This window comes from Nannocystis bainbridge, assembly GCF_028368995.1.
Classification (GTDB): Bacteria; Myxococcota_A; Polyangia; order Nannocystales; family Nannocystaceae; genus Nannocystis; species Nannocystis bainbridge.
This window is the reverse complement of record NZ_JAQNDL010000001.1, coordinates 3249963-3272836: the sequence shown is the minus strand read 5'-3', so window position 1 is coordinate 3272836 and position 22874 is coordinate 3249963. Positions and strand designations below refer to the sequence as shown.

Here is a 22874-nt window from a genome sequence, read left to right as displayed (position 1 = left end):
GAGAACTCGTCGTCACTGACGCGCCGAGAACTTCGAGCGGTAACTCGTCGCGGTCGAAGACGCTCCGTCACTGACGCATCGAGAACTTCGAGCAGAGACTCACCGCGGCCCGAGGACGTCCCGTCACCGACGCGTCAGAACTTCGAGCGGCGAATCGTCGCGGTCCGAGGACACGCCGTTATGGTCGCGAAGAGGCGTCTGTTCGGCGGCCAGCCCTGGCCGTCGAACAGTCGCCCCACGCCTTGCTCGCAAGCACAAATCCCCATCGAAGCCGACGACGGCGAGTCGGCCCCTCACGGCTGCAGCCGTGCCAGGGGTTCGGGGAAGGGCCGGCCGCGAATTAGAGGCGGCATGGGTGCGAGGAACGAGCGTCCATGCAGCCGGTTAACTCGCGGCCGGCCCTTCCCCGGACCCCCCGCGAGGCGCAGTCGGCAATTCGCGAACCACCCCGGCCCCCCGCGACCCCCCAGCGAACCCCACCTCTACAAGCAGTTCTGCTGCGTGCACATCATCAGCGCATTCGCGAACCCTGCCTGCTCGGGCGTCGCCGGCACCTGCATCGCGCACATCGCCGCGCAAGCGTTGATCGCTCCCCCGCCGCCCACGCACTCCGCCACGCACACGATGCGATCGACGCACGCCTGCTCGTCGCTGCACGCCCCCTTCTGCGCCGGGCACGCCTGCTCCATGCAGCCCACCAGCGGCTCGAACGGCCCGATCCAGCAGTCGGCCGCGCAGCTCAGTTCGTGCTCGTCCGCGTCGCACGTCGCGTCGCCGCAGCCCGGCCCCGGCATGACGCCGCCGCCGCAGTCCTCGCCGCAGCTCACCGAAGTCTCCCACGGGTCGCACAGCCCGTCGCCGCAGCTCGCCGCGAACGGATTGCAGTCGAGCGGGCAGCTCGCCTCCTCCCCGGCTGCGCACGTCCCGTCGCCGCAGGTCTCGCCGAGCGCCGCCGAGAAGCTGCGGGCCAGCGGCTGCAGCGGCGCCTGGATCCGCCCCGCCAGCAGCTTCGCGTCCGCGACCGACAGGTTCGGCGGCTCGTAGAAGCTCGTGCGCTGGATGAACACGTGGTCCTGCGCCCCGTTGCGCGGGTCGGTCTCGGGGATCGCCGAAGTGATCCACACCCCCGACGTCCCGAACGCCGCGTCGTCGGGCGCGTCGAGCGTGTTCGAGGCCGAGCACTGGTCGTTCGGCGTGTTCAGGTTGTCCTCGAAGTAACCGACCACCGTCAGCGGCTGCGACAGCCGCGGGTCGAGCACGCTGACCACGCTGCCGTGCGGCCCGCTGACCAGCTCCCACGAGAACCGGGTGTCGTCGAAGCCGAAGTCGGGCTCGCCGTCGATCGGCAGGCCCGCCTCGTTGTGCTCGTTGTAGTACGTCATCCCGCCGGCCTCGGGCGCGTAGTCGATGAGCTCCATGATCGCGGGGATCGGGTGCACGCGCAGGAACGTCTGCACCACCTCGACGCGGTCGTAGAACAGGTGCGTGCGCTGCGTCAGCGGCCCGCTGTTGGCCCCGAAGTACGAGCGGATCGCCCGCACCGGTCCGTCGATGTTGGCCGCGAACGCCCCCTCCGACGTCGAGAACGTCAGCACGTGGCGGCCGCAGTAGCTGGGCGCGAAGCGGGCCTGGGCGATGTCGAGGATGTCCTCGCCGGTCGACTCCGGCAAGGTAATGCGCAGGCTGTCGGTCACCCACCGCGCCGAGAAGTGACGCTGGTAGTGCGGGCTCGTGACCGTCGAGTCCTCGAGGATCGGCGGGTCGCAGGTCGCGTTGCCGCAGCTGCCCTTGCCGATGAACGGGTACTCGGTCTTGTAGTCGATGTCGCCGGCGAACACGAGCTCGTAGCCGATCAGGTCGACGCCCGCGCCCGGCTCGAGCTCGCCGCCGGCGCGCGCGAACAGATAGACCCACGCCTTTTCGTCGCCGTCGAGCAGCTCGACCTCCACGCCCGAGCCCGCGACCACGCCCTCGGGCTCGTCGCCGGGCGCGGTGCGATCGCCGGCGTCGCGGGCCATGAACACGACCTCGTCGTCGAGGTCGAGCGCGGGGTCGGTGTCGGCGCCGGTGTACGTGTTCGGGTCGGCGTAGAACAGCGCCTGGATCGTCTTCGCCGTCTTGCACGGCGCGTTCTCGCCGAGCAGCTCCTCGGCGTAGATCGTGCAGAAATCGACCAGCACCCGCTCGTCCACTTGCAGCGGGATCTGCAGCCAGGCGCCGTCCTTGCGCGCGAAGCCGACGACATCGCCGGCCGCCACGCCCGCGAGGCCCGGCACCTGCCCGCCGACCAGCACCACCGGATCGCTGCCGCGCTGCGACAGACCGCCCTCGGTCACGCCCCCGGTGGTCGTGCCCTCGGTCGTCGTCGCGTCGGTCGAGGTGGAGGTCGGCCCGGTGCTCGCGGTCGAATCGGTGCTCGTGCTCGAGGTCGGCGTGCCGGTGGTCGGCCCGGTCAGCGTCTCGGTCTCGCCGCCCGTCGGCCCCGCGGTGGTCGTCGCCTGGGTCTCGCTGCCGCCGGTCTCGCCGTCCGTGCCGGTCGTGGTCGCAGGGTCGCCGCCACAGGCGAGAGCGAGCAGCGACGCGACAGACAGGATGCGAGGGAAGGTGAGAGACCGCGAGCGAGGCATGCTGCCACGGTACACCCCGCGTGCCCTCGACTTTCAACAGGACATCGTCTGCAGAGGGGTCGCGCGCTTCGAGCGCGGGCTATCGCCAGGCCTGCCCGCTGTCGGTTGCGAGAGACTTGCGCCGGGGTTTTTCGTCGGACGGGCGCCGGTCAGCGTCGACGGCCTGGGGCACGCTCGGCTTGAGCGATGCTCCGCACAGTGAGGCCAGGCAAACACTCGCCGTCGCGCGAGCATACGAGAGCGCGAGCGTGCAACCAGCGGCAGCGTCTGCGAATGCTCTCTTGCAGGACCCCGGCTCCCACGCTCTCGCGCTGACGGCGGACCTTTGCTGGGCTGGCCAGACCGGCGTGCTCGATCCACAACACCACCCACACATCGCCTTGCTCACCGGCGAGCGCGAGCCGGGCCGATCGCCAGTCCGGGTCTCGGGCCGCTCGGGCCGCACCGATGAGCCCCGCGACGGTATCGCGGACCTTCGCGCCGACGAGCTCGGCCAGCCTCTCCCCGCTGTTCTCCACTTTGTCGCGGGTCGAGCCGCGGTCCTCGCTCGTGCGGTAGTCCTTCACTTCGATGAGGAAGAGGCTCGGTTTGCCGGCCCGCACACCGACGAAGTCGACCCCGTGCGACCCAGGCACGCGATCGCGCAAGGCCAGGAACACCGACTCCTTGTCCCACTGGCGAGCGACCGTCCAGCTCGCGTCGAAGCTGAAGTCGAGGTCCTCCTCGCGAAACGTCCGGCTCGGATCGGTCATGACTTCTTCGCAGCCTTCTTGCGCGCTGAAGGCTGCTTCTTCGATCGCCCCGCTGGGACCTTCCGGGTACGGACCTTGGCGGTGACGGATCGCGCAGGAGTCTTCGCGGCGGCCCTGCGGACCTTTTTGCCCGGCTGCCTCGACGGCGGGGGCGGGGGCGCATCGGCCGTCATCTCTCGCCAGGAGTACGCGCGCTCGTCGTCGTAGTAGCGAGCGAACTCGTCGAGGATCGCGTTGTGCTCGATGTCCGCGAGGGTCGCCCCGGTCTCGACCTCGACCGGCGCGTCCGGCTTCGGCCGATGCAACGAGAAGAACCGGATCGGCACCTCCGAATCGAGCGCATGCTCGGTCGGTTGCGAGAGTCGGTGCAACAACAAGAAGTCGTGGCTGGCGAGGAACACCTGCACGCCGGCGCGTGCCAGCGCGCGCAGGAATTCGACCACCTGTACGACGAGCCGCGGGTTCAGGCTGGCCTCGGGTTCGTCCCAGAACAACGCCGTGTCACGCGTCAGCGAACCGTTGGCCACGAGGTAGGCGAGGCCGGCGATCTTCCGCAATCCTTCGGCGAGCAGATGGGCCTCGGTCTCGGCGTCGCCTTGCTGCACGTAGAAGCGATCGCCCTTCAGCAGCACCTTCCCGCCCAGGATTTTTTCCAAGGGCGCGAGCAGGTTTCGGATCGCTTCTGCACGCGCACCGCGGAGCGGGGCTGCTCCGAGGGCCTTGCAGATGTCGTAGTAGGTCTCGTCGAAGTCGAGTTCGCGGCCCTCGTAGGCGGCGACGAAGCCCTTGTACATCGCCAGGACTTCGCGCGGCGGGACGAACAGGGAGCGCTGAGGTTGCAGGTCGGAGTCCACCGACGCGAATTCGCGTCCCCGCGGCTCGCAGCGCATGTTCAGCTTGTTTCTGCGAGCATCGACGAGCTGGACCTCCCAGAGTTTGTCGCTTCCGCGGCGGAGCAGGCGACGAGGAGAGAGCGAATCTGGGCGAAAGACCCACATGAGTTTGACGAAGTACAGGATCTCAGGGCGGGTCTCGTCGGTCAGTGGACCATTCTTCGACTCGGCGACCTCTTCGGTCCCACGCAGCGCCGCGTACATCGCCTTGAGCACGTGCGACTTCCCCGTGCCGTTCTCGCCCATGAGCACGTTGATCCCCGGGCAGAACTCGAAGCTGACCTGCTTGAAGACCGTGAAGTCCTTGAGCTGGAGGCGGGCGATCGACATGAACGCCGCACAGCATGCCACCGGGGTTCGGATCTGTCACGCGAACGCGCCCCAGGGCGGCGACTGGCGCTCGCTCGTTCGGTGCCGCGATCGTGCCGACGCGTGCTCAAGCGCCGCTCGAAGAGCCTGTCGAGGTCTCACAGTCGGTCTCGCAGCCCTCGCACGCGACGAGGCAGTCCGCGAGCGTCTCGAACGGGACGACCTCGCCGCCGCACTCGCCGTGGTCGAACGACTTGCAGGTCATCGTCACTGGATCGAAGTAGTAGCCGACGAGGAAGTTGTCGCAGCGCACCGTGACGGGCTCGAGGGCACAGGCCCCGAGCGGGCCGGTCTCTACGCCCGTCGAGGTCGAGGTCGTCATCGAGGTCGTCGAGGTGCTCGGGCCGGCGGTAGTGGTCGCCGTCGACGACGAGCCCGTGGCCGACGTCGGTGCGGCAGAGGTGCCGGTGGTCGACGTCGACTCCGGCTGGGTGGTGCCCGGGTCGGTGGTCGCGCTCGCGCTGCCTTCGGTCTTTGAGCTGCAGGCGAGGGGGAGGCAGGCGAGCAGCGCGGCGCGGGCGGTCGGTATCGGCCTGTCCTCGAGGACAGGCGAGGAGATCCCCCGCGCGTCGGGCCTCATGAAAGATTGAGCGAGTAGCCCAGCGTCATCGGGTTGCCGTCGCTGGTCTTGCCGAACTTCCAGCCGCGGGCCTTCTCTTCGATGCAGGAGGTGATGCTCGCCTCCTTGATCGTGCTCGAGTCGGTGAACTTGATCGCCGACACCGTGCCGTCGCCGGCCACCGTCACGTCGATCGCCAGCTTGCCGGCCAGTTCGGGCTTGGCCGCCTTGGCCTGGGCGAAGCAGTCGGCGACATCGCCCTGTTTGGCCTGCATCGCCTCCTCGAACGAGTCGGCGGTGAGGGGCTCCTCGTTCACGTCCCCGGAGCCGCCCCCGCCGCCGCCGTTGCCCCCGCCGTCGCCCGCCGCCGCGTCACCGTTGCCGCCGTCGCCGTCGGGGGACGTCGTCGCTTCCTTCTTGCAGCTCGGCAAGGCGACGAGGGAGGCGAGGCACAGCGCGAGGGTCCACGGGGTCCGGGAGGTCGTCATGCCGAAGCTTTTATCACGGGCCGCGCGGAGGATCTCGGAGCGATCTGTACCTGCAAGGATGGCCCCGCGAGCGCCACCCAAATGCCGGGGGATGCCCCGATCGCGGCGCGGGATCGAGCGCATCACCTGTCCAAATGGACAGCCTGGGCGCGACCGCGACAGTTGAAAGCCTACGACGTATCGCGGCATGCTCCGGCTCCCCTTCTCGGGAGCAGGCGATGGCCCTCGAACTCAGCCTCGATGATATCCGCCGCGCGTGGGACAGCCGCGACCCGGAACTGTCCACCTTGATCGTGAGCCTCGCCGGCGCCGCCGACCCGCGGCCCGACAAACCGCCGCGGGAGGGCGCGCTCACCTTCGCGAGCTTCAGCCAGCACCTGACGAGCTGGAAGTTCACGCGCTCCAAGCCGCAGGAGCGGGCCCGCTACCGCATCGACAGCATGCGCGCGCTCGAGGCCAAGGAGGCCGAGACCCCGCTGCCGCCGCGGCTGCAGCTGCACGAGGTCCTGCTCGATCTGTGGAAGCGCTCGGACGGCGCCTACGAGCGGGCCGCGCTGCTCGACGTGATCCAGAAGGTCCCGCTGCGGTGGGGCCCGTGGCGCGGGCTCAAGCAGATCTTCAAGGAGGCCGAGGCCAAGGGCGACGTCGAGATCCTCGGCGCGCTGGCGGTCCGCTTCGACCACGCGTTCGCGACCAAGCAGCGCAAGGTCGGCGAGATTTCGCGGCCGACGCTCGGCTACCTGGTGCGGCGCGCGTGGCGGTACCTGCGGCGCCTCGGCGAGGCGGCCGCGCCGGCCTACGTCGACGGCGCGGTGGCGGTGCTGCGCCACTACGAGGACAGCACCACGTGGCAGAACACGTGGGTCTACAACCACATCCTCCATCACGAGACCAAGAAGTACACGCGCCGCAACTTCAAGCTGTACCGCTCGGGCCAGCCGCAGCTGAGCGAGCGCGCCTTCGCCGAGCTGTGGCGGCGGACCCCGCGGCCGGTGCTGCAGCTGCTCGAGCGGGCGCGCTCGGAGCAGGTCCGCAAGTTCACGGTGCAGGCGCTGAAGACCGACTTCCGCGCCAACCTGCGCGAGGTCGAGGCGCCGTGGGCGGCGCGGCTGATCGCGGTCGGCTCGGGCACCGTCGACGAGTTCGTGATCTGGCTGCTCGGCAACGTGCCGAAGTTCGACCAGGGCAGCTTCCGCGAGCTCGGCCTGCACGAGCCGGTGCTGCAGCTGCTCGACTCGCGCGCCGACGCGGCCCGCGCCTACGCGGCCAACTACGCCCGCACCCACGCGCGCGACCTGCCGCTCGACCGCCTGATCTTGCTGGCCAACAACAGCAACGCCGAGGTGCGCAAGCTGGTCGCGACCCTGCTCGGCGACCGTGACCCGCGCAAGGACATCGGCCTCGACGCCTGGGGTCGCCTGCTCGGCACCCAGCACGGCCACGACCTCGCCGTCGCCGCGCTGCGCAAGCACTTCAGCGCGCGCGAGCTGACCCCGGCGTGGTTCGCCGACCGCCTGCTCGATAGCCGGCAGAAGGTGTTCGCGTTCGCCTCGGAGCTGCTGACCAAGGTCCACAGCTTCAAGACGCTCGGCGCCGACTTCTTCCGCGACCTGCTCGACGACCCGCGGATCTCCGCGAGCGCCACCAGCTTCGCCCTCGACGCCCTGTCGCAGTTCCCGCGCGAGGAGCTCGGCAAGGACTTCCTCGCCCGCATGGTCCTGCACCCGCACGCGCGGCCGACCCTGTTGAAGTGGATCTCCGAGGACAAGATCAAGGCCGAGGACATCGACGCCGGGTTCTGGCGCGCGGTCGCGTTCCAGCCGACCTGGGCCGAGGACAAGTGGATCGCGGAGCTGATCGCCAGCGGCCGCCCGTGGGCCCGCGAGCTCCGCTTCGACGAGGGCCTGGCCGCCACCGCGCTGGCCTTCCTCAGCGACGTGCGCCGGTTCCGGCCGAGCCAGCTCGGGTTCGACTGGTTGATGCTGCTGGCGCTGCGGCCCGAGTCGCAGTACCGCAACTTCGCCCTCGAATACATGACCAAGGCGCTGGTGCCCGCCGACTTCGCGCCCAAGTCCGAGGAGGCCCCGAAGGCCGAGGCGGCCAAGGGCAGCAAGACCATCGACCTCGGCGGCAAGACCTTCCTCTTCACCGGCAAGCTGGCGACGATGAAGCGCGACGACGCCGAGGAGAAGGTCACCGCGGCCAAGGGCAAGAACTCCGGCAGCGTCACCGCCAAGCTCGACTACCTGGTCATCGGCGACGACGGCTCGCCGCTGTACGGCCAGGGCCGCAAGGGCAGCAAGCAGGTCGCCGCCGAGAAGCTGGTCGAGAAGGGCGCGCCGATCAAGATCATCTCCGAGACCGCGTTCTTGCAGATGCTGGCCGGCGAGCAGCGCAGCTTCAGCGGCGACTCGGTGCAGGCCGGCTGCGAGCGGCTGTGGGAGATGGCCACCGGCCCCGGCCCGGCCGACGCGCCGCAGGCCGACTTCGCCCGCCAGTACATCCGCCGCCATCACCCCGACATCAGCCTCGCCACCACCGATCGCCCGGTCGATCCGGGCGCCGAGATCCCGGCCGAGTTCCTGTCGTGGGCGCGGGTCAAGCCGCTGCTCACCGACACCCGCGCGCCCGTGCGCCAGTTCGGCCTCGAGCTCGCGCGCTGGGAGCTGGCCCGCTGGTCGCCGCCGCTGTCCGAGCTGCTCGGCGTGGTCGAGTCGCCGTACTCGGAGGTCCGCGAGTTCCTCGCCAAGGCGCTGTTCGCCGAGGACAACGCCGACAACAAGCGCTTCCGCATCGACCCGACCACGCTGACGCCGGCCGCGGTCTACCCGTTCTGCGAGTCGCTGATCCCCGAGGTGCGCGCGATCGGCATGGGCCTGGTCCGCCGCGACGCTCGCCTGGCGATCCCCGAGGAGCTGTTCCGCCTGAGCGAGAGCCCCGACCGCCACGTCGTCGCCTTCGTGGTCCGCACGATCTGGCACCTGTACCGCGACCGCGGCATCACCGATGGCTGGAAGCCGGCGCCGCGGCCCGAGCAGAAGGCCGCGCCCGGGCCCAAGGCGAGCGCGGGCGCGACTGCCAAGAAGGCGGAGCTCGAGCCGCCGGAGGGCCGGGGCGCGCCGGTCCGCCCGACCGGGCTGCCGGCCCCGGGTGAGGCGCTGCGCGACTTCATGCGCCGGCTGCTGTTCACGATCCCGCCGACCAAGCCGAGCGCGGAGGCCAAGCAGGCCGACGCCGAGGTCGTGACCTTGCCCGAAGAACATGCCCCGAAGGCCAGGAAGCTGCGGCCGCTGCCGGCGCGCAAGGCCAAGCTGGCGCTGGTCGAGGCGATGCGCGACCTGGCCGAGGCCGACGCCGTGTTCGCGGCGCTGGCCGGGCCGGTGCTGGTCGAATTCATGGGCTCGCGCGGCGCCAGCGAGCGCGCGGCCTGCCTGGTCGCCCTCGCCCGCGTCGGCGCCGCTCACCCCGAGCTCAAGCTCTCGCCGGAGGCCGCCTGATGTCGACGCCCGTCACCGACCGCTTCACGAACGACAAGTACACGCAGATCCGCGGCGACCTCAAGGCGATCCTCGCCAGCGGCGTCCAGCTGCTGATCGCCGCGGTCCACCCCGAGGGCCAGGCCACCGCGCTGTACCGGCTGAACCTCGACACCGGTGAGCTGGTGGTCGGCGACCTGCCGGCCGGTGGCGTCGCGCTCGCGGCCGACGACGGCCACGTGTTCGTCGCCGGCAGCGACGGCCAGGTCTACAAGGCCGGCCTCGACAAGGGCGAGCCCAAGCCGCTCGGCCCGGTGTTCGACCCGCCGCCGGTCGCCCTCGCGGCGGCCGCCAACGGCCGGCTCGCGGTGGTCGCCGGCAAGCAGCTCGTCATCCTCGCCAAGAAGGACGGCAAGGAGCTGCAGCGCATCGAGCTCAGCGAGTTCGCCACGGCGATCGCCTCCGACCCGTCGGGCACGTGGCTGGTGGTCGGCAGCGACCGCGGCACGCTCAGCGTGTTCGACTGCGAGAACAAGGAGGCGTTCTACGCCGGCGAGTCGAAGAAGCTGCACGAGGGCGCGATCACGGCGCTGTGCTTCGAGCCCGACGAGCTGCGCGTGATGTCGGCCGCGGTCGACCACAAGCTGCTGCTCACGCACGTGCGCGGCGACCTCGACGCCGAGGACCGCTCGGGCAAAAACGGCCACGGCGACAAGACCACCGCGATCGTCAACGGCAGCGGCGACCGCTTCTACACCTCGGGCCTCGACTCGCACGTCAAGGCGTGGGTCCGCGGCGCCGGCCAGCGCAAGCCGGCGACCCAGAAGGACGGCCTGGCCAAGGTCGTGGCGCTCGCGCTCGGCCAGTACAAGGGCAAGGACCACCTGGTCGCCGCCTGCATCGACAACACGCTGCGGCTGTTCCCGATCGACGCCGAGGGCAAGCTCGGCGACCGCGAGCTGGTCTACTACGGCGCCCACCAGTGGGCCGAGTACGAGCTCAAGCGCCGCGACCCCAAGCTGCGCGAGGCAGCCCTGCGCGCCCTGGCCGGCTGGAACGACGCCAAGTCGCTCGAGACGCTGGCGCAGCGGGTCAGCAGCGACGACGACCACGGCCTCAAGGTGCTGGCGACCGAGCTGCTCGGCGCGTCCGGCAGCCCGCGGGCGATCAAGCTGCTGGAGCCGCTGCTGCGCGCCGGTGAGGACGCGGTCCGCCTGGCCGCGCTCGGCGGCCTGCTCAAGCTCGAGGGCGCCGACTCGCTGCGGATCTTCGACCTCGCGCTGGCCGTCGGCAAGCGCGACATCGGCACCGCGACGATCACCGCGCTGACCGGGCTCGCGCGCAAGGACGACCTCGCGTTCACCCGCCTGGTCTCGGCGCTGTCGGGCCAGCCCCGCGAGGTCCGCGTCGCCGCCCTGGCCGCGCTCGAGGACCTGCACGCCAAGGACTCGCCCGAGGCCGAGCTCATCGCCCTGCGCGCGACCCAGGCCGACATCCGCCGGACCGCGCTGATCCGCTTCTACCAGCGCGACATGCTGGCGCTGCCGGAGGTCCAGGCGGCGCTGCGCCGCTTCTCCGCCGACGCCGACGCGGGGGTGCGCCAGGCGGCGTTCCTGATCTCGCTGCTGGCCCGGCCCAAGCTGGCGGCCGCGCTGCGCTGCCGCGACAAGCAGCTGCACCGCCAGCTTCACGACATCGAGACCGCGCGCTCGCCGGTCGACGAGGTCAAGGCGGCCGCCGCCGAGGCCGCGGCCGGGGCTGGCTCTTCGGGCAAGTCCAAAGAGACAGGTTCGAAGGGCAAGGTCGAGGACGAGCTGCCGAAGGCCAAGCAGGTCGCGCTGTCCGAGCTCGAGGAGGCCGACAAGCGGCCGCTGCTCGAGGCGATGGCGAGCCGCGCGCTCGACACCTGCCTGGCCGGCGCGGCCGCGCTGGCGTCGCTGCAGGACCCGCGGGCCCTCGGCACGCTGCTGCAGCTGAGCCGCGAGAGCACGCCGTCGGTGCGGGTCGACACCTGCAAGGCGCTGGCCGAGCTGGGTGACCCGCGCGGCGGGGCGCGCCTGCGCATGATGCTGCGCGACGGCGACGCCGGCGTGCGCGACGCGGCCTTCACCGCCCTGGCCGGGCTCGAAGACGGCGGCCCGCTGGCCGTCGCCGAGGCCGGCCTCTACGCCGAGCACGAAGACGTGCGCCGTCGCGGCCTCGACCTGCTGGTCAAGCAGATCAAGAAGGCCAAGACGAAGGAGGACCCCAAGGCGATCGGGCTGCTCGAGCGCGGCCTGGGCGACGCCGGCAAGACGGTCCGCAACGAGGCGTTCAAGGCCGCGCTGAGCCTCGAGGTCGGCGGCGGCGGGGCGGGCAGCCTGCGCTTCGTCCTCAAGAGCCACCACGCCGACGTGCGCCGCGAGGTGCTCAACGAGGTGATGGGCCAGATCTCCCAGTCGTGGGCCTGGCCGCTGCTGCTCGAGCTCCTGGGCGACGCCGACCCCAGCCTGCGCAAGGACGCCTTCGAGTTCGCGCTCAAGCGGACCAAGGGCATCGGCGCCGAGCCGCTGTCGGTCGCGCTGGCCGGGCGGTGGATCGACCTGCGCGTCGAGGCGGTCAAGGTGCTGGCCAAGCGCAAGGCGCCGGGCACCCACGAGCTGCTGGTCAAGGCGATCGACGACGACGACGAGACGGTCCGTCAGCTGGCCGTCGACGCGCTGCTGACCGGCGAGGGCGAGGAGGCGCTGCCGGCCGCGCTGACCAGCAAGTACCCCGACGTGGTGGTGCGGGCCGCTTGTGCGCTGGCTGTCCACGGGGACAGCTCGGTGCGGGCGCCGCTGCAGGCGATGGTCGAGGCGCCCGAGCCAGAGGTGCCGGCGCTGCGGGCCAAGTGGCTCGACCGGGTGGTGCGGGCGCTCGGCGGCCTGGCCGAGCTCGGCGACCCGACCCCGAGCCACGCGGTGCTGCCGCTGCTGCAGCACAAGGAGGCGCAGATCCGCCGCGCCGCCGCGACCGCGCTGTCGTGGATGGCCCGGCCCGACAACGCCAACGCCGTGTTCGCGCTGCAGGCCGCGCTGCAGCACTCGGACCCCGCGGTCCAGAGCGAGGCCGCGCTCGGCCTGGCGATCATCGGCGACCCGGCCGGCGCGTCGCTGATCTTCACCCCCGGCAAGGCCGCGCCGCCGCCGGCGCAGGCGCTGCTGGCCGCGCTCGCGCTCGGCAACGAGGACCTGCTGGTCTCGTTCCTCGACTCGAACGACGAGAAGATCCAGAGCCGCGCGCTCTTGCTGCTGATGATGCGCGAGATGGTCGAGGGCGACGGCGTGCCCGACCGCTGCCTGGCCGCGCTGTCGTCGGCCCACCCGCGCGTGCGCCTGCTGGCCGCGCAGGCGCTCGAGAGCTTCGGCGACGACGCCGCGTTCTCGAAGTTCGTCACCGACCTCTTCAACGACCGCGGCGAGGGCAAGGCCAAGTGGACCTTCGCCGAGGCCAACGTGCACGCGCTGGCCGAGCTGGCGACGTTCGGCGACAGCCGCTCGAACCCGCAGCTCAAGGTCCGCGCCGCGCGGCTGCTCGAGGCGCTGCAAGAGGACAAGCAGGAGACGCTCGACCGCGTGTGGGCCGTGTTCAGCAAGCGGTTCCACCGCGCGCTGGCGGCCGCCAAGACGCAGGCGGGCCAGAAGGTCGCGGCCAAGCTGGCCTACGCGCCGGCGGAGCTGCGGCAGATCGTGTTCGGCGCCTACGCGGCGCTGTCGCGCCTGCCGGGCGGCTCGGCCGAGACGCGGATCCGTCAGACGGCGCTGTCGCGGGTGCTGGCGCTGGCCGGCTACAAGTCGCAGAAGCCCGGCGCGCCGGAGCACGTCGCGGCGGCCGTCTCGGTGCTGGTGCCGGCGCTCGGCGACGCCCAGGGCTCGATCCGCCGCCAGGCGTTCGACGGCCTCAAGGCCCTCGGCGTCGACGACACCACCCTCGCCGCCGAGGCGCTGGCCACCGGCCAGAGCGACACCGGCTCGTGGGGCCTCGGCCTGCTGTCGCAGGGCGGCGGCGCGGCCTCGGGCCTCAAGGTACTCGAGGAGACGCTGCTGCAGCGCGACGACGGCCTCGAGCAGGAGGCCGCCAAGCTGCTGGCCGAGAAGAAGTCGGGGGTCCGCCCCGGCTCGCCCGAGGCCGAGACCGAAGCTGGCCAAAAGGCCAGGCGCGACGCGTGGGTGTTCGTGCACACGCTGTCGCTCGGGTCGCGCGCCGAGAAGCTGCGGCTGGCCGGCGTGCAGGGCCTGGCGGGCAGCTACGAGCCCGAGGGCAAGGGCGCCGCGGGCCAGGCGCTGCGGGGCGCGCTGGCCTCGAAGTACCGCGCGGTCCGCTTCGCCGCGGCGCTGCAGCTGGCGACGCACAAGGACGCGGCCGCGTTCGACGTGCTGGTCGAGATGCTGCGCTCCGACCAGGCCAACGAGCAGAGCGAGGCGATCCGCGCGCTGCAGCGGCTCGGTGACGGGCGCGCGGCCCAGGCGTTCCTCGACCGCATCGACCGCGACCCGGCCGGCACCGCCCGCGTCGACAACCTGCTGCAGGCCGCCGCCGGCTTCCGCCAGGTCGCCGACGTGCCGCGGATCCTCGCCTACGTCGACAACCCCAAGCGGCGCACGGCGGCCTTCGCCGCGCTGCTGGTGATCTCGGGCTACGACCAGCGCATCGAAGACCCCGAGGACGCCGGGCCGCAGAGCCCGACGTCCCTGCGCGACGCCGGCCTCGACGACGACGACGACGACGACGATGATTTCGACGACGACGACGACGACGACGACGACGTCAGCAGTGACGACGACGACGACGACGACGACGACGTGAGCAGCGGCCCGCGGGTGGCCGACTGGGAGTCGAAGCAGTTCCCGCGCCACGACGCGGTGCTGGTCCAGATCACCGAGGCCGCGCGCCGGCTGTCCGACGACCGCACGCTGCAGACGGTCCTGCCGGCGCTCCGCTGGGCCCGCGGCAAGGAGGTCGACGCCAGCCTGGCGCCGCTGTGGACCTACCCGAAGCCGGAGATCGCCAGCCGGGCGACCGAGGCGATCGGCTGGCGCCTGCGCAAACGGACCGGTCCGGCCGAGCCGCTGCTGGCGGCGCTCAAGTCGGGCGACCCGATGGTGTCGTTCCTGGCCGCCGAGGGCCTGGCGCTCGGCGGGCGCGGCGAGGGCAGCAGCGTGCTGCTCACCAGCGTCGACCTGCAGCCCGACCTCGACATCCGCCGCCGCGCGGTGCGGGCGCTCGGGGCTCTGGCCGACATCCGCGCCCTCGACACGCTGCTGCGCCTGGTCTCCGACGAGGGCCACGCGCTGCAGGAGGAGGCCGCCGAGGCGCTCGGGCACATGGGCAAGGCCGCCGAGGCCCAGCCGGGCCAGCCGCAGCGGATCTTCGGGATCCTCACGCGCCTGGCCAAGGGGACAGGTGGCGTCGCGCGTCGGGCCCTGATCGGCCTGCGCTACTTCGGCACCCGCGAGGCCTGGGACCTGATCCGCGGCCGCGTCGAGGACGCCGACCCGGGCGTGCGCCAGACCGTCGCCGCGCTGCTCGAGCACTGCGCCGACCCGACCACCGCGGACCTGCTGACCGCGCGCCTCGGCGAGGAGCGCTTCAGCGCCGTCGCCCAGGCGCTGGCCTACAGCCTGCGCAAGCACCACGGGCCCGACTCGCTCGAGCCCGACTACGCGATGGTGCTGAGCTACCAGGCCCCGCTCGAGCGCGAGCTGCTCAACCGCCTGCGCGACCGCGGCGACGTGGTCCGGCTGTTCTCGCTGCTGCCGCTGCTGCGCCGCCAGGACCTCTACATGGGGCCGCTGGTGCAGATCCTGACCAACCGCGACCCGCTGCCGATCGACGCCGCGGCCCCGCACCTGTCGCTGGCGCACCCGCGCACGGCGATGGTCGCGGCCCAGGTGATCGGCCGCGCCGGCGTCAAGGCGGCCAAGCACAAGGACGCGTTGATCGCCGCCACCAAGGCCTACCGCGAGGCCTGGCTCGGCGAGTACCGGCGCCTGGTCCACGGCGAGACGCACCGCCTCGGCGAGCTCGAGGGCCCGTACCTCGCGCTGCTGTGGGCCTGCGCCCGCCTCGATGTCGGCGGTGACGAGCTCGTCGCCGCCGCCTCGCTGGCCGCCGACGGCACCGCGCACGCGGCCCAGGGTCGCAAGATCCGCCGCCAGGCCGTCATCGAGCTGGCCGCCGGGGCCGGCGGCGCCGCGGGCGACAAGGCGCTCAAGGCGGTGCTCGCCGGCAGCGACGGCGAGCTGCGCACCCTGGCCGCGGCCGGCCTGGGTCAGCGCAAGGGCGCCGGGGCCGCGCTGGCGGCCACGGTGCTCGACGACGCCGAGCCGCTGGCGCGCCTGCTGTCTCAAGGGACAGACAAGGCCAAGCCCGCGCTGCGCGGCGCCGCCGGCGACGTGCACCGCCAGGGCGTGGTGCTGACCTGGCTGGTGAGCCAGGGCGACGTCGAGGGCCTGGCCAAAGCGCTGGCCGACAAGAACGCCAGCGAGACGGCCCGCCTGGGGCTGGTCGAGGCGCTGGGGGAGATCGGCGACGAGGCGGCGTTCAAGGCGCTCAGCCAGGTCGGCGCCGACGAGCAAGAGGACGAGGAGCTGCGCAAGGCGGCCTGGCGCGCGCTCCGGCGGGCGAAGCGGCTCAAAGCCGCCGCCGCGTCGCCGAAGGTCCGCCGTAGCCGCTGGGAGGTGTCGCTGTGAGCGAGGAAACCAAGGAACCGGAGTCGAGCAAGCCCGAGGAGCAGCTCACCGACCCGCGGACGCCGGTCCGCCTCGGCTACGCCGGCGCCAGCCAGCTCGAGGCGGGCGAGAGCTCGGCGAAGCTACAGATCTTCGTCAACACCGAGCGACCGCCGGTGCGGGCCGAGGGCACCGTCAAGCAGCCGCTGCTGGTGCGCGAGGCGCTGTCGGCGATGTACGAGGTCGTCAGCTCGGACTTCCGTTATGTCCCGAAGGACAGGACGGCCTACCTCGCCTACCAGCGGCTGAAGAAGCAGACCGCCGGGCAGAGCGCGTGGCAGGCCCAGCAGGCCTACTTCGACTGGCTGGCGCGCAACGACCCGTCGGCGTGGGTGGTGCTCGACCCGGTCGTCACCGTGCACCCCGACAAGCTGCTGTTCGAGGTGTTCAGCAAGGACGAGGGCGCCTACGCGCAGATGGCGATCGACTGGTCGGCCATCGACCGCAGCGGTGAGCTGCAGCACGGCACCACCAACGTCGACTACAGCAAGGCGCTGTTCGACGGGGTGCAGCGGATCCGCAGCTATCGTGAGACGAAGCTGTCGATCGGCGTCGACGCGGTCAGCGTCGCCAGCGACGCGACGCGCCCGCCGGTGATCGAGAAGTCGATCCAGCTGCCCGACAGCTGGCTGCGCGGGTTCTTGCAGGTGCAAGCGGCGGCGACGCTGCCGACCACCGCGGTCCGCATCGCCGCGATCGACCTCTACAACGTGCTGCGCCACCTGCGGCTCAACGCCGACAAGAAGCAGGGCGGCCGCGGCGTCCGCGTCGAGCTGGTGCCCGGCGAGCCGCCGCGGCTGGTGCTCGAGCCGTGGGAGCTGGTGCTCGCCACCAGCGCGGGCCCGTTCACCGGCCGCCAGCCGGCGCTGGTGCGGATCTGGGGCCGCCGGCGCCTGAGCCTGCTGCGCCGCCTGCTGCCGTTCGTCGAGACCGTCGACATCCACCTGCTCGGCTCGGGCCTGCCCAGCTTCTACGTGCTGCGCGCCGGCCCGGTGACCTTCACGCTCGGCCTGTCGGGCTTCACCTCGGCCAACTGGTCGCAGGCGGTCGGCTTCGACCAACTGCTGCCGCGCGACCGCGGCGAGGAGGCGGCGGCCGTGCTCTCGGCGGTGCTGAAGAAGCTCGGCGAGGTGTGGGTGGCGTCCGCGGACGAGCTGGCCAAGAGCACCAAGAAGCCGATCGCCGACGTGCGCGCGGCGCTGCAGAAGGCCTGCCAGCACGGCCAGGTGATGTACGACCTGTCCGAAGACCGCTACCGCTACCGCCCGCTGCTCGGCGGCGCGATCGACCTGAGCCGCCTGGTCTACCGCAACGCTCGCGAGAAGGTGGCGCACGACCTGGTGGCCAAGGGCGCGGTCAAGATCGCCAGCGAGAACCGGATCTACGGCGTCGGCCTCGAGCTGACCGGCAAGGTCACCGTGACCGCCGACCGCCGCGACTACCGGCCGCAGCTGACGCTCGACGACGACGGCCGCGTGCGCGGGGCCGAGTGCACCTGCGCGTTCTACCGCAAGCACAAGCTGAAGGAGGGCCCGTGCGCCCACCTGATCGCGCTGCGGATCGCCCAGGCGCAGGAGGAGGAGCGGCGCCGTCAGGCCCGCGGCTCGGAGCGCGGGACGATCACGCTCGAGACCCGGACCTACGCGCGGCGCTTGCCGGTGGCGGCCGGGGCGACGGGCGAGTCGGAGGAGATCGTGCAGCTGTCGCTGGACCGCCAGCGCCTCCGGATCCGCTGGGGCCCGCGTGGAGCGGCCAAGCTGCGGGTCCAGAGCTTCGTGTTCGGCTCGGTCGCCGAGGCGCGAGCGGCCTTCTTCGAGCGCGTCGACGACCTCGAGGCGCGCGGGTTTCTCGACGGGAGCGCGGGGTAGACCATCATGGCGAATACCAACCGCATTGATTACAGCCGCATGCTCGAGACCTGGCGCGCCGTCGAGTCGGCGGGCGGGCGCGACAAGTACATCGAGGCCCAGCTCAAGGAGAAGGGCTACCTGGTCGAGCGCAAGCCGACCGACAGCATGAGCAAGGCCGAGCTCGAGCGCTACAAGAAGACGCTCAAGGACGAGGCGGCCGAGAAGCGGCGCCTGGCCAAGGAGGCGTGGCTCGCCTACAAGGCCTCGCACCTGGTCCACCTCGGCGAGGGCGTGTTCTGGAACGACCAGCTCGACCACGACAAGTGGGACCTGCCCGGCGCCGAGGAGCGCCAGGCGGAGAACGAGCTGCCGAGGCTCGACAAGCCGAAGGAGCTGGCCGAGGCGCTCGGGGTCAGCATCGCCGAGCTGCGCCGCCTCGCGTACCACCGCGACGCGGCGACGAAGCTCAACTACTACCGGTTCGAGATCCCCAAGCGCGACGGCAGCAAGCGCGCGATCTGGGCCCCGCACCGCACGCTCAAGGCGGCGCAGCGGTGGATCTTGCGCGAGGTGGTGGAGCGCCTGCCGGTCCACGGGGCGGCCCACGGGTTCCTGCACGGCCGCTCGACGGCCACCAACGCGGCGGTCCACCGCGACTCGCAGATCCTGCTGAAGGTCGACCTCAAGGACTTCTTCCCGACGGTGACGCTGCCGCGGGTCAAGGGGGTGTTCCGCAAGGCCGGCTACCGCGAGCAGATCGCGACCCTGCTGGCGCTGCTGTGCACCGAGGCGCCGCGCCACGTGGCCGAGGTCGAGGGCACGACCTACTACCTGTCCCTCGGGCCACGTTGCCTGCCGCAGGGGGCCCCGACCAGCCCGGCGATCACCAACACGCTGTGCCTGCGGCTCGACCGCCGCCTGCAGGGCCTGGCCAAGAAGCTCGGCTGGCGATACACGCGCTACGCCGACGACCTGACGTTCAGCCTGCCCAACGAGCACAAGGGCAAGCCGCACGTCGGCGGGCTGCTCGGCGGGATCTCGATCATCGCCGCCGCCGAGGGCTTCACCGTCCACCCGGACAAGACCCGCGTGCACCGCTCCGGCGGCCGCCAGCAGGTCACCGGCCTGGTGGTCAACGGCAAGCAGGGTCCCCGGGTCACCCGCGAGTTCAAGCGCGAGGTCCGGGCCGCCGTGCACAACCTGGCCCACGGCAAGCCGCTGAAGGAAGGCGAGACGCTGTCCAGCCTGGCCGGACGGATCGCCTACATCTACATGACCGACAAGAAGCTCGGGAAGCAGCTGCTCGCGGCGCTCGACCGCGTGTAGCCCGGCCGCCGCGATGCGGCGGACTGGCTGACGATCCGCCGCCCTGGCCACGCCCGGGCGGCGTTCGCTTTTGTGGTTCCGGTGAGATGTCCTTCGGGCCAGCCGCGGCGCCGCGGCGAGACGTCCCGACTACATGTCCTGCGGGTCATGTCGCGGGCGACCTGTGCTCGCCTGTCCTTAGGGTCATCGGCAGCGCTGCCGTCCGGCGCCGCACGCACATGTCCTTGGAGTCATGTCCATACGACCTGTGCTCCCCTGTTCCTCGAGTCAGGTCGGGCCAACCTCCGTCCGCATGTCCTTTGGGTCATGTCGGCGACGACCTGTGCTCGTCTGTCCTTCGGGTCAGGCCGGCGACGACCTGCGCTCGCCTGTCCTTCGGGTCAGGCCGGCGACGACCTGCGCTCGCCTGTCCTTCGGGTCAGGCCGGCGGCGACCTCCGATCGCCTGTCCTTCGGGTCAGGCCGGGAGCGTCGCCAGCCAGCCCGCGATCGCCTGCGACTCGGGGGCGAACGCCTCGCCGCGGCGCTTGTAGGCGGCCAGCGCCGTGTCGGCCAGGTCGCGGGCCTCCGGGGTCGCTGCGCCGCCGTCGGCCAGCGCGCGGGCCAGGCTGAATTGCGTGCGGGCCAGGTCCGGGTGGTCGGCGTCGAAGCCGGCGGCCGCGAGCGTGGCGGCGCGGCGCAGGTGGGTGACCGCCTCCTCGCGGCGGCCCAGCGCCAGCGCCGACTCGCCGAGCAGCCGCAGCGTCGCCACGATCTCCGGGCTCGACGCGCCCTGCACCTGCTCGTAGAGCGCCAGCGCCCGGCGCAGCGGCTCGCTCGCCGCCTCGCCCTCACCGAGGGCCAGGCGGGCGTCGCCGGTCAAACGCGCCGCGTCGGCGCACAGCACCGCCATGTCGGGCGTCGCCTCTTCGCACTTCGCGGTCACGCGCTCGGCCTGCGGTAGCGCCTCGCGCGGGCGCTCGGCCCGCAGCAGCGCCTCGCCGAAGCGCACGCGGGCGACCAGGGCCTCGGGGTGGTCGGCGCCGAAGCGGCGCTCCATGCGATCGACGATGTCGTCGTAGATCGCCTGCGCGCCGCTCACGTCGCGCTCCGCGGCGGCCAGCAGGCCGAGCCCGAACAGGGCCTCGCGGGCGCTGGTCTCGTCGGGATCGGTGGCCAGGAACGCCGCCCGGCCGGCCTCGAAGTCGGCGCGCGCGCGCGGCAGGTCGCGCACGGTGAGCGCGTTGTAGCCGAGCCGGGCCCGCGCCCACCCGTAGGTCGGCGTCTCGGTCGCGCCGGCCTCGCGCAGGGCGTCGACCGTGGCCTGCAGCACGGATGTACTTTCGGCCAGGTGGTTCTGCATCTGCAGCGCGGTGCCGACGTTGCTGCGCACCAGCAGCACGTTCGGGTGGGCGGCGCCCAGCAGGCGCTCGCCGAGCTGCAGCGAGCTGCCGTAGTAGCGGGCCGCGTCGTCGGCGTCGCCGAGGTAGGCCGCGAGGTAGCCGAGGTTGTTGTAAGTGAACGCGTTGGCGACCGTGTCGTGGCGGCCGGCCCCGGTGCGCGCGGCCACGGCGGCCAGCATGTGCTCGCGGGCCCCGGCGTAGTCGCCGGTCATCATCGCCACGCCGCCGAGGTTGTTCTCGAACTCGGCCGTCAGCTCGACGTCGTCCTTCACCCGCACGTGCAGCGCCTGCGCCAGCTCGAGGTCCCGCAGCGCCTCGGCCGGCTGGCTCATGCGAGCCGCGCGCAGGAACATCCGCTTCGACACCGCCTGGGCCGCGGTGCGGGCGTCGTCGGCGGCGACCGCCGTCCACAGCGCCTGGCCGAACGCCGCGTCGGCGGCCGGGAAGTCGCCAGCCTCCATCTGCAAGCTGCCCCGGCGCAGCGCCACCTCGCCGCGCAGCGGCGGGTAAGCGAGCGCCGCCGTCTCGCCTTCCATCGAAGCGATCGTCGCCAGCCCGGCGTGGTAGCGGCCCGCCTGCTCCTGCACGGCCGCCCGCGCCAGCGCCTCGCGCACCGCCTGCACCCGCACCCGCGCCCGCGCATCGTCGGGCGGCGCGACCTCGGCGGTCAGCGCCGCGACGTCGCCGCAGCGCTCGATCGTCGGCAGCGACGCCAGCGCCTGCATCGCCTTCTCCATCACCACCGCGTCGGCCGAGGCCAGCGTGTCGACCAGCCCGGCGAAGCTGGCCCGGCGCTGGTCGAGGCAGGCGGTGCGCAGGTCGAACAGCGGGTCCGACTGGTGGCCCGAGGCGTGGGTCGTACACGCCTCGCCGCGCATGCCGACCCACGCGTCGGCGTAGGCCTGCAGCTGCGGCTGTACTTTGGACCAGGTGTCGGCGGCGTACGGCACCCCGGTCGCCAACATGGCCGAATGGACAGCCTCGCCGCGCTCGCCGCTCCACACCCCGGCCAGCTCGCTGGCGGCGGCGTCGCAGATCGGCGCCGCCACGGGCTGCTGCATGGCGGCGGCGCCGAAGCCGGCCGCGCCGACCAGCCCGGCCAGCGCGGTCCCGGCGAATGCACGCCGGCGCCGGACCTCGGGGTCGCGCTCCAGCTCGGTCAGCAGGTCGGCCATCGACGCGAACCGGCGATCGGTGGCGACCGACAGCCCGCGCTGCAGCGCCTTGTAGATCCGCGACGGCACCTTCGAGCCCGCCGGCGCCGGCGCGACCCGGCCGAGGATCGCGTCGCTGATCAGGCTCGCCAGCGAGTCGGTCGAGAACGGGTGGCGCTTGTAGAGCCCCTCGTACAGCGAGATGCAGAACGCGAACTGATCGCTGGCGGCGCTGGCCGTGCGGCCCTCGTGCTGCTCCGGGGCCATGTACGCCGGCGTCCCCATGATCGCGCCGGTCTGCGTCAGCGGCACCATCAGCGCGTGGCCGGCCGACTCGCCGCTCGAGGCCGTGATCGCCAGGTCGTCGCTGCCGGCGTGCTCGATCGCCCGGGCCAGGCCGAAATCGAGGACCTTGACCGCCCCGTCGTCGCCGACGAGCACGTTGTGCGGCTTGAAGTCGCGGTGAATGATGCCGGCCGCGTGGGCCGCCTGCAGGCCGCGGCCGGCTCGCACGAACACCGCCAGGACCTCGCGCCACGAGCGGTCGCGCCGGCGCATCCACGCGTCGAGGCTCATGCCGCGCACGAACTCCATCGCCACGAACACCTGGTCCTCGAAGTCGCCGACCTCGTGCACCGTGACGATGTTGGGGTGCGACAGGCGGGCCATCGCCTGCGCCTCGCGCATCAGTCGGTGGCGCCCGGTCTCGTCGACGCGGGTGGTCTCGCCGCGCAGGACCTTGACCGCGACCTTGCGCTCGAGCTTGTCGTCGTACGCGGTGTAGACCACGCCCATGCCGCCCTCGCCGAGGCGGTCGAGCACCGTGAAGCGACCGATCTTGATCGGCGTGCTGCGGGCGCGGAACAGCTTGCCCTTGATGAGGGCCTTCATCCGCTGCTCGTCGCCGCCGTCGCCGAGGCGCGGCAGCTTGTCGCCGTGCGGCGCCGCCGAGTGGCGCGTCTCGAGCAGGCCGATGTCGGCCTCGGGCGGGCGCGAGTCGAGCGGCTCGTCGCCCGCGCTCGACTCGCCGATGCGGGTCTCCTCGAACGCGATCCTCGCCCGCGAGCGGTCCGGCGGCTCGGACAGGTGCCCGTCCGCCGAGATGGCCGTCTGCTCGAGGCTGATGTCCTTGTCGGCGGTCAAAATGGGGACGCGGCGGAGAGGGACCATCTCCCCGTTTCAGTGACTCCCGGGGCCCCGGCAATTGCGCCGATCGTACGATTGCGATCGGCGCGAAATCGGGCCCC

Annotated in this window: 10 protein-coding genes; 4 read left to right on the top strand and 6 right to left on the bottom strand. The window is 72.2% G+C overall.

The annotated features are described in order from the left end of the window. Positions 1-482: 482 nt before the first annotated feature. The 5 genes from POL25_RS12760 to POL25_RS12740 form a co-directional block, all read right to left on the bottom strand. The gene (locus POL25_RS12760) at positions 483-2627 is read right to left on the bottom strand and encodes a hypothetical protein (protein ID WP_272086254.1); all 2145 of its coding nucleotides are present in this window, start codon (positions 2625-2627) and stop codon (positions 483-485) included. Positions 2628-2776: 149 nt separating this feature from the next. After that, complete coding sequence (locus tag POL25_RS12755; protein WP_272086253.1) at positions 2777-3379, bottom strand: hypothetical protein; 603 nt, start codon at positions 3377-3379, stop codon at positions 2777-2779. Beyond that, on the bottom strand, positions 3376-4602 hold the full coding sequence (locus tag POL25_RS12750; RefSeq protein WP_272086252.1) for an AAA family ATPase: 1227 nt from the start codon (positions 4600-4602) through the stop codon (positions 3376-3378). The genes POL25_RS12755 and POL25_RS12750 overlap by 4 nt, the downstream gene beginning before the upstream one ends. A gap of 106 nt (positions 4603-4708) precedes the next feature. Beyond that, positions 4709-5221: a BPTI/Kunitz domain-containing protein gene (locus POL25_RS12745; protein ID WP_272086251.1), complete on the bottom strand. Its 513-nt coding sequence runs from the start codon at positions 5219-5221 to the stop codon at positions 4709-4711. After that, complete coding sequence (locus tag POL25_RS12740; protein ID WP_272086250.1) at positions 5218-5688, bottom strand: AgmX/PglI C-terminal domain-containing protein; 471 nt, start codon at positions 5686-5688, stop codon at positions 5218-5220. Before POL25_RS12740 ends, POL25_RS12745 begins: the two co-directional genes overlap by 4 nt. A gap of 218 nt (positions 5689-5906) precedes the next feature. Between POL25_RS12740 and POL25_RS12735 the strand changes: the two genes are divergently transcribed. Genes POL25_RS12735 through POL25_RS12720 form a run of 4 tightly spaced genes read left to right on the top strand, consistent with a single transcriptional unit; the run spans position 5907 to position 19092 of the window. Next, complete coding sequence (locus POL25_RS12735) at positions 5907-9185, top strand: BRCT domain-containing protein (protein ID WP_272086249.1); 3279 nt, start codon at positions 5907-5909, stop codon at positions 9183-9185. Next, a complete protein-coding gene (locus POL25_RS12730; protein WP_272086248.1) occupies positions 9185-15877 on the top strand; it encodes a HEAT repeat domain-containing protein in 6693 nt (2230 codons plus the stop codon). Before POL25_RS12735 ends, POL25_RS12730 begins: the two co-directional genes overlap by 1 nt. Further along, positions 15874-17784 carry an SWIM zinc finger family protein gene (locus POL25_RS12725; protein WP_272086247.1) on the top strand — a complete coding sequence of 637 codons (1911 nt, stop codon included), beginning with the start codon at positions 15874-15876 and terminating at the stop codon, positions 17782-17784. Before POL25_RS12730 ends, POL25_RS12725 begins: the two co-directional genes overlap by 4 nt. Before the next feature lie 6 nt (positions 17785-17790). Continuing rightward, a complete protein-coding gene (locus tag POL25_RS12720; RefSeq protein ID WP_272086246.1) occupies positions 17791-19092 on the top strand; it encodes a reverse transcriptase family protein in 1302 nt (433 codons plus the stop codon). Between the two features lie 456 nt (positions 19093-19548). Here POL25_RS12720 and POL25_RS12715 read toward each other — a convergent pair whose 3' ends face one another. After that, positions 19549-22770: a serine/threonine-protein kinase gene (locus tag POL25_RS12715; RefSeq protein WP_272086245.1), complete on the bottom strand. Its 3222-nt coding sequence runs from the start codon at positions 22768-22770 to the stop codon at positions 19549-19551. Between the last annotated feature and the right edge of the window lie 104 nt (positions 22771-22874).

Excerpts from the sequence above, each read along its gene's own strand:
- POL25_RS12760 (WP_272086254.1), bottom strand. The coding sequence starts at position 2,627 with ATGCCTCGCTCGCGGTCTCTCACCTTCCCTCGCATCCTGTCTGTCGCG.
- POL25_RS12755 (WP_272086253.1), bottom strand. The coding sequence starts at position 3,379 with ATGACCGATCCGAGCCGGACGTTTCGCGAGGAGGACCTCGACTTCAGC.
- POL25_RS12750 (WP_272086252.1), bottom strand. The coding sequence starts at position 4,602 with ATGTCGATCGCCCGCCTCCAGCTCAAGGACTTCACGGTCTTCAAGCAG.
- POL25_RS12745 (WP_272086251.1), bottom strand. The coding sequence starts at position 5,221 with ATGAGGCCCGACGCGCGGGGGATCTCCTCGCCTGTCCTCGAGGACAGG.
- POL25_RS12740 (WP_272086250.1), bottom strand. The coding sequence starts at position 5,688 with ATGACGACCTCCCGGACCCCGTGGACCCTCGCGCTGTGCCTCGCCTCC.
- POL25_RS12735 (WP_272086249.1), top strand. The coding sequence starts at position 5,907 with ATGGCCCTCGAACTCAGCCTCGATGATATCCGCCGCGCGTGGGACAGC.
- POL25_RS12730 (WP_272086248.1), top strand. The coding sequence starts at position 9,185 with ATGTCGACGCCCGTCACCGACCGCTTCACGAACGACAAGTACACGCAG.
- POL25_RS12720 (WP_272086246.1), top strand. The coding sequence starts at position 17,791 with ATGGCGAATACCAACCGCATTGATTACAGCCGCATGCTCGAGACCTGG.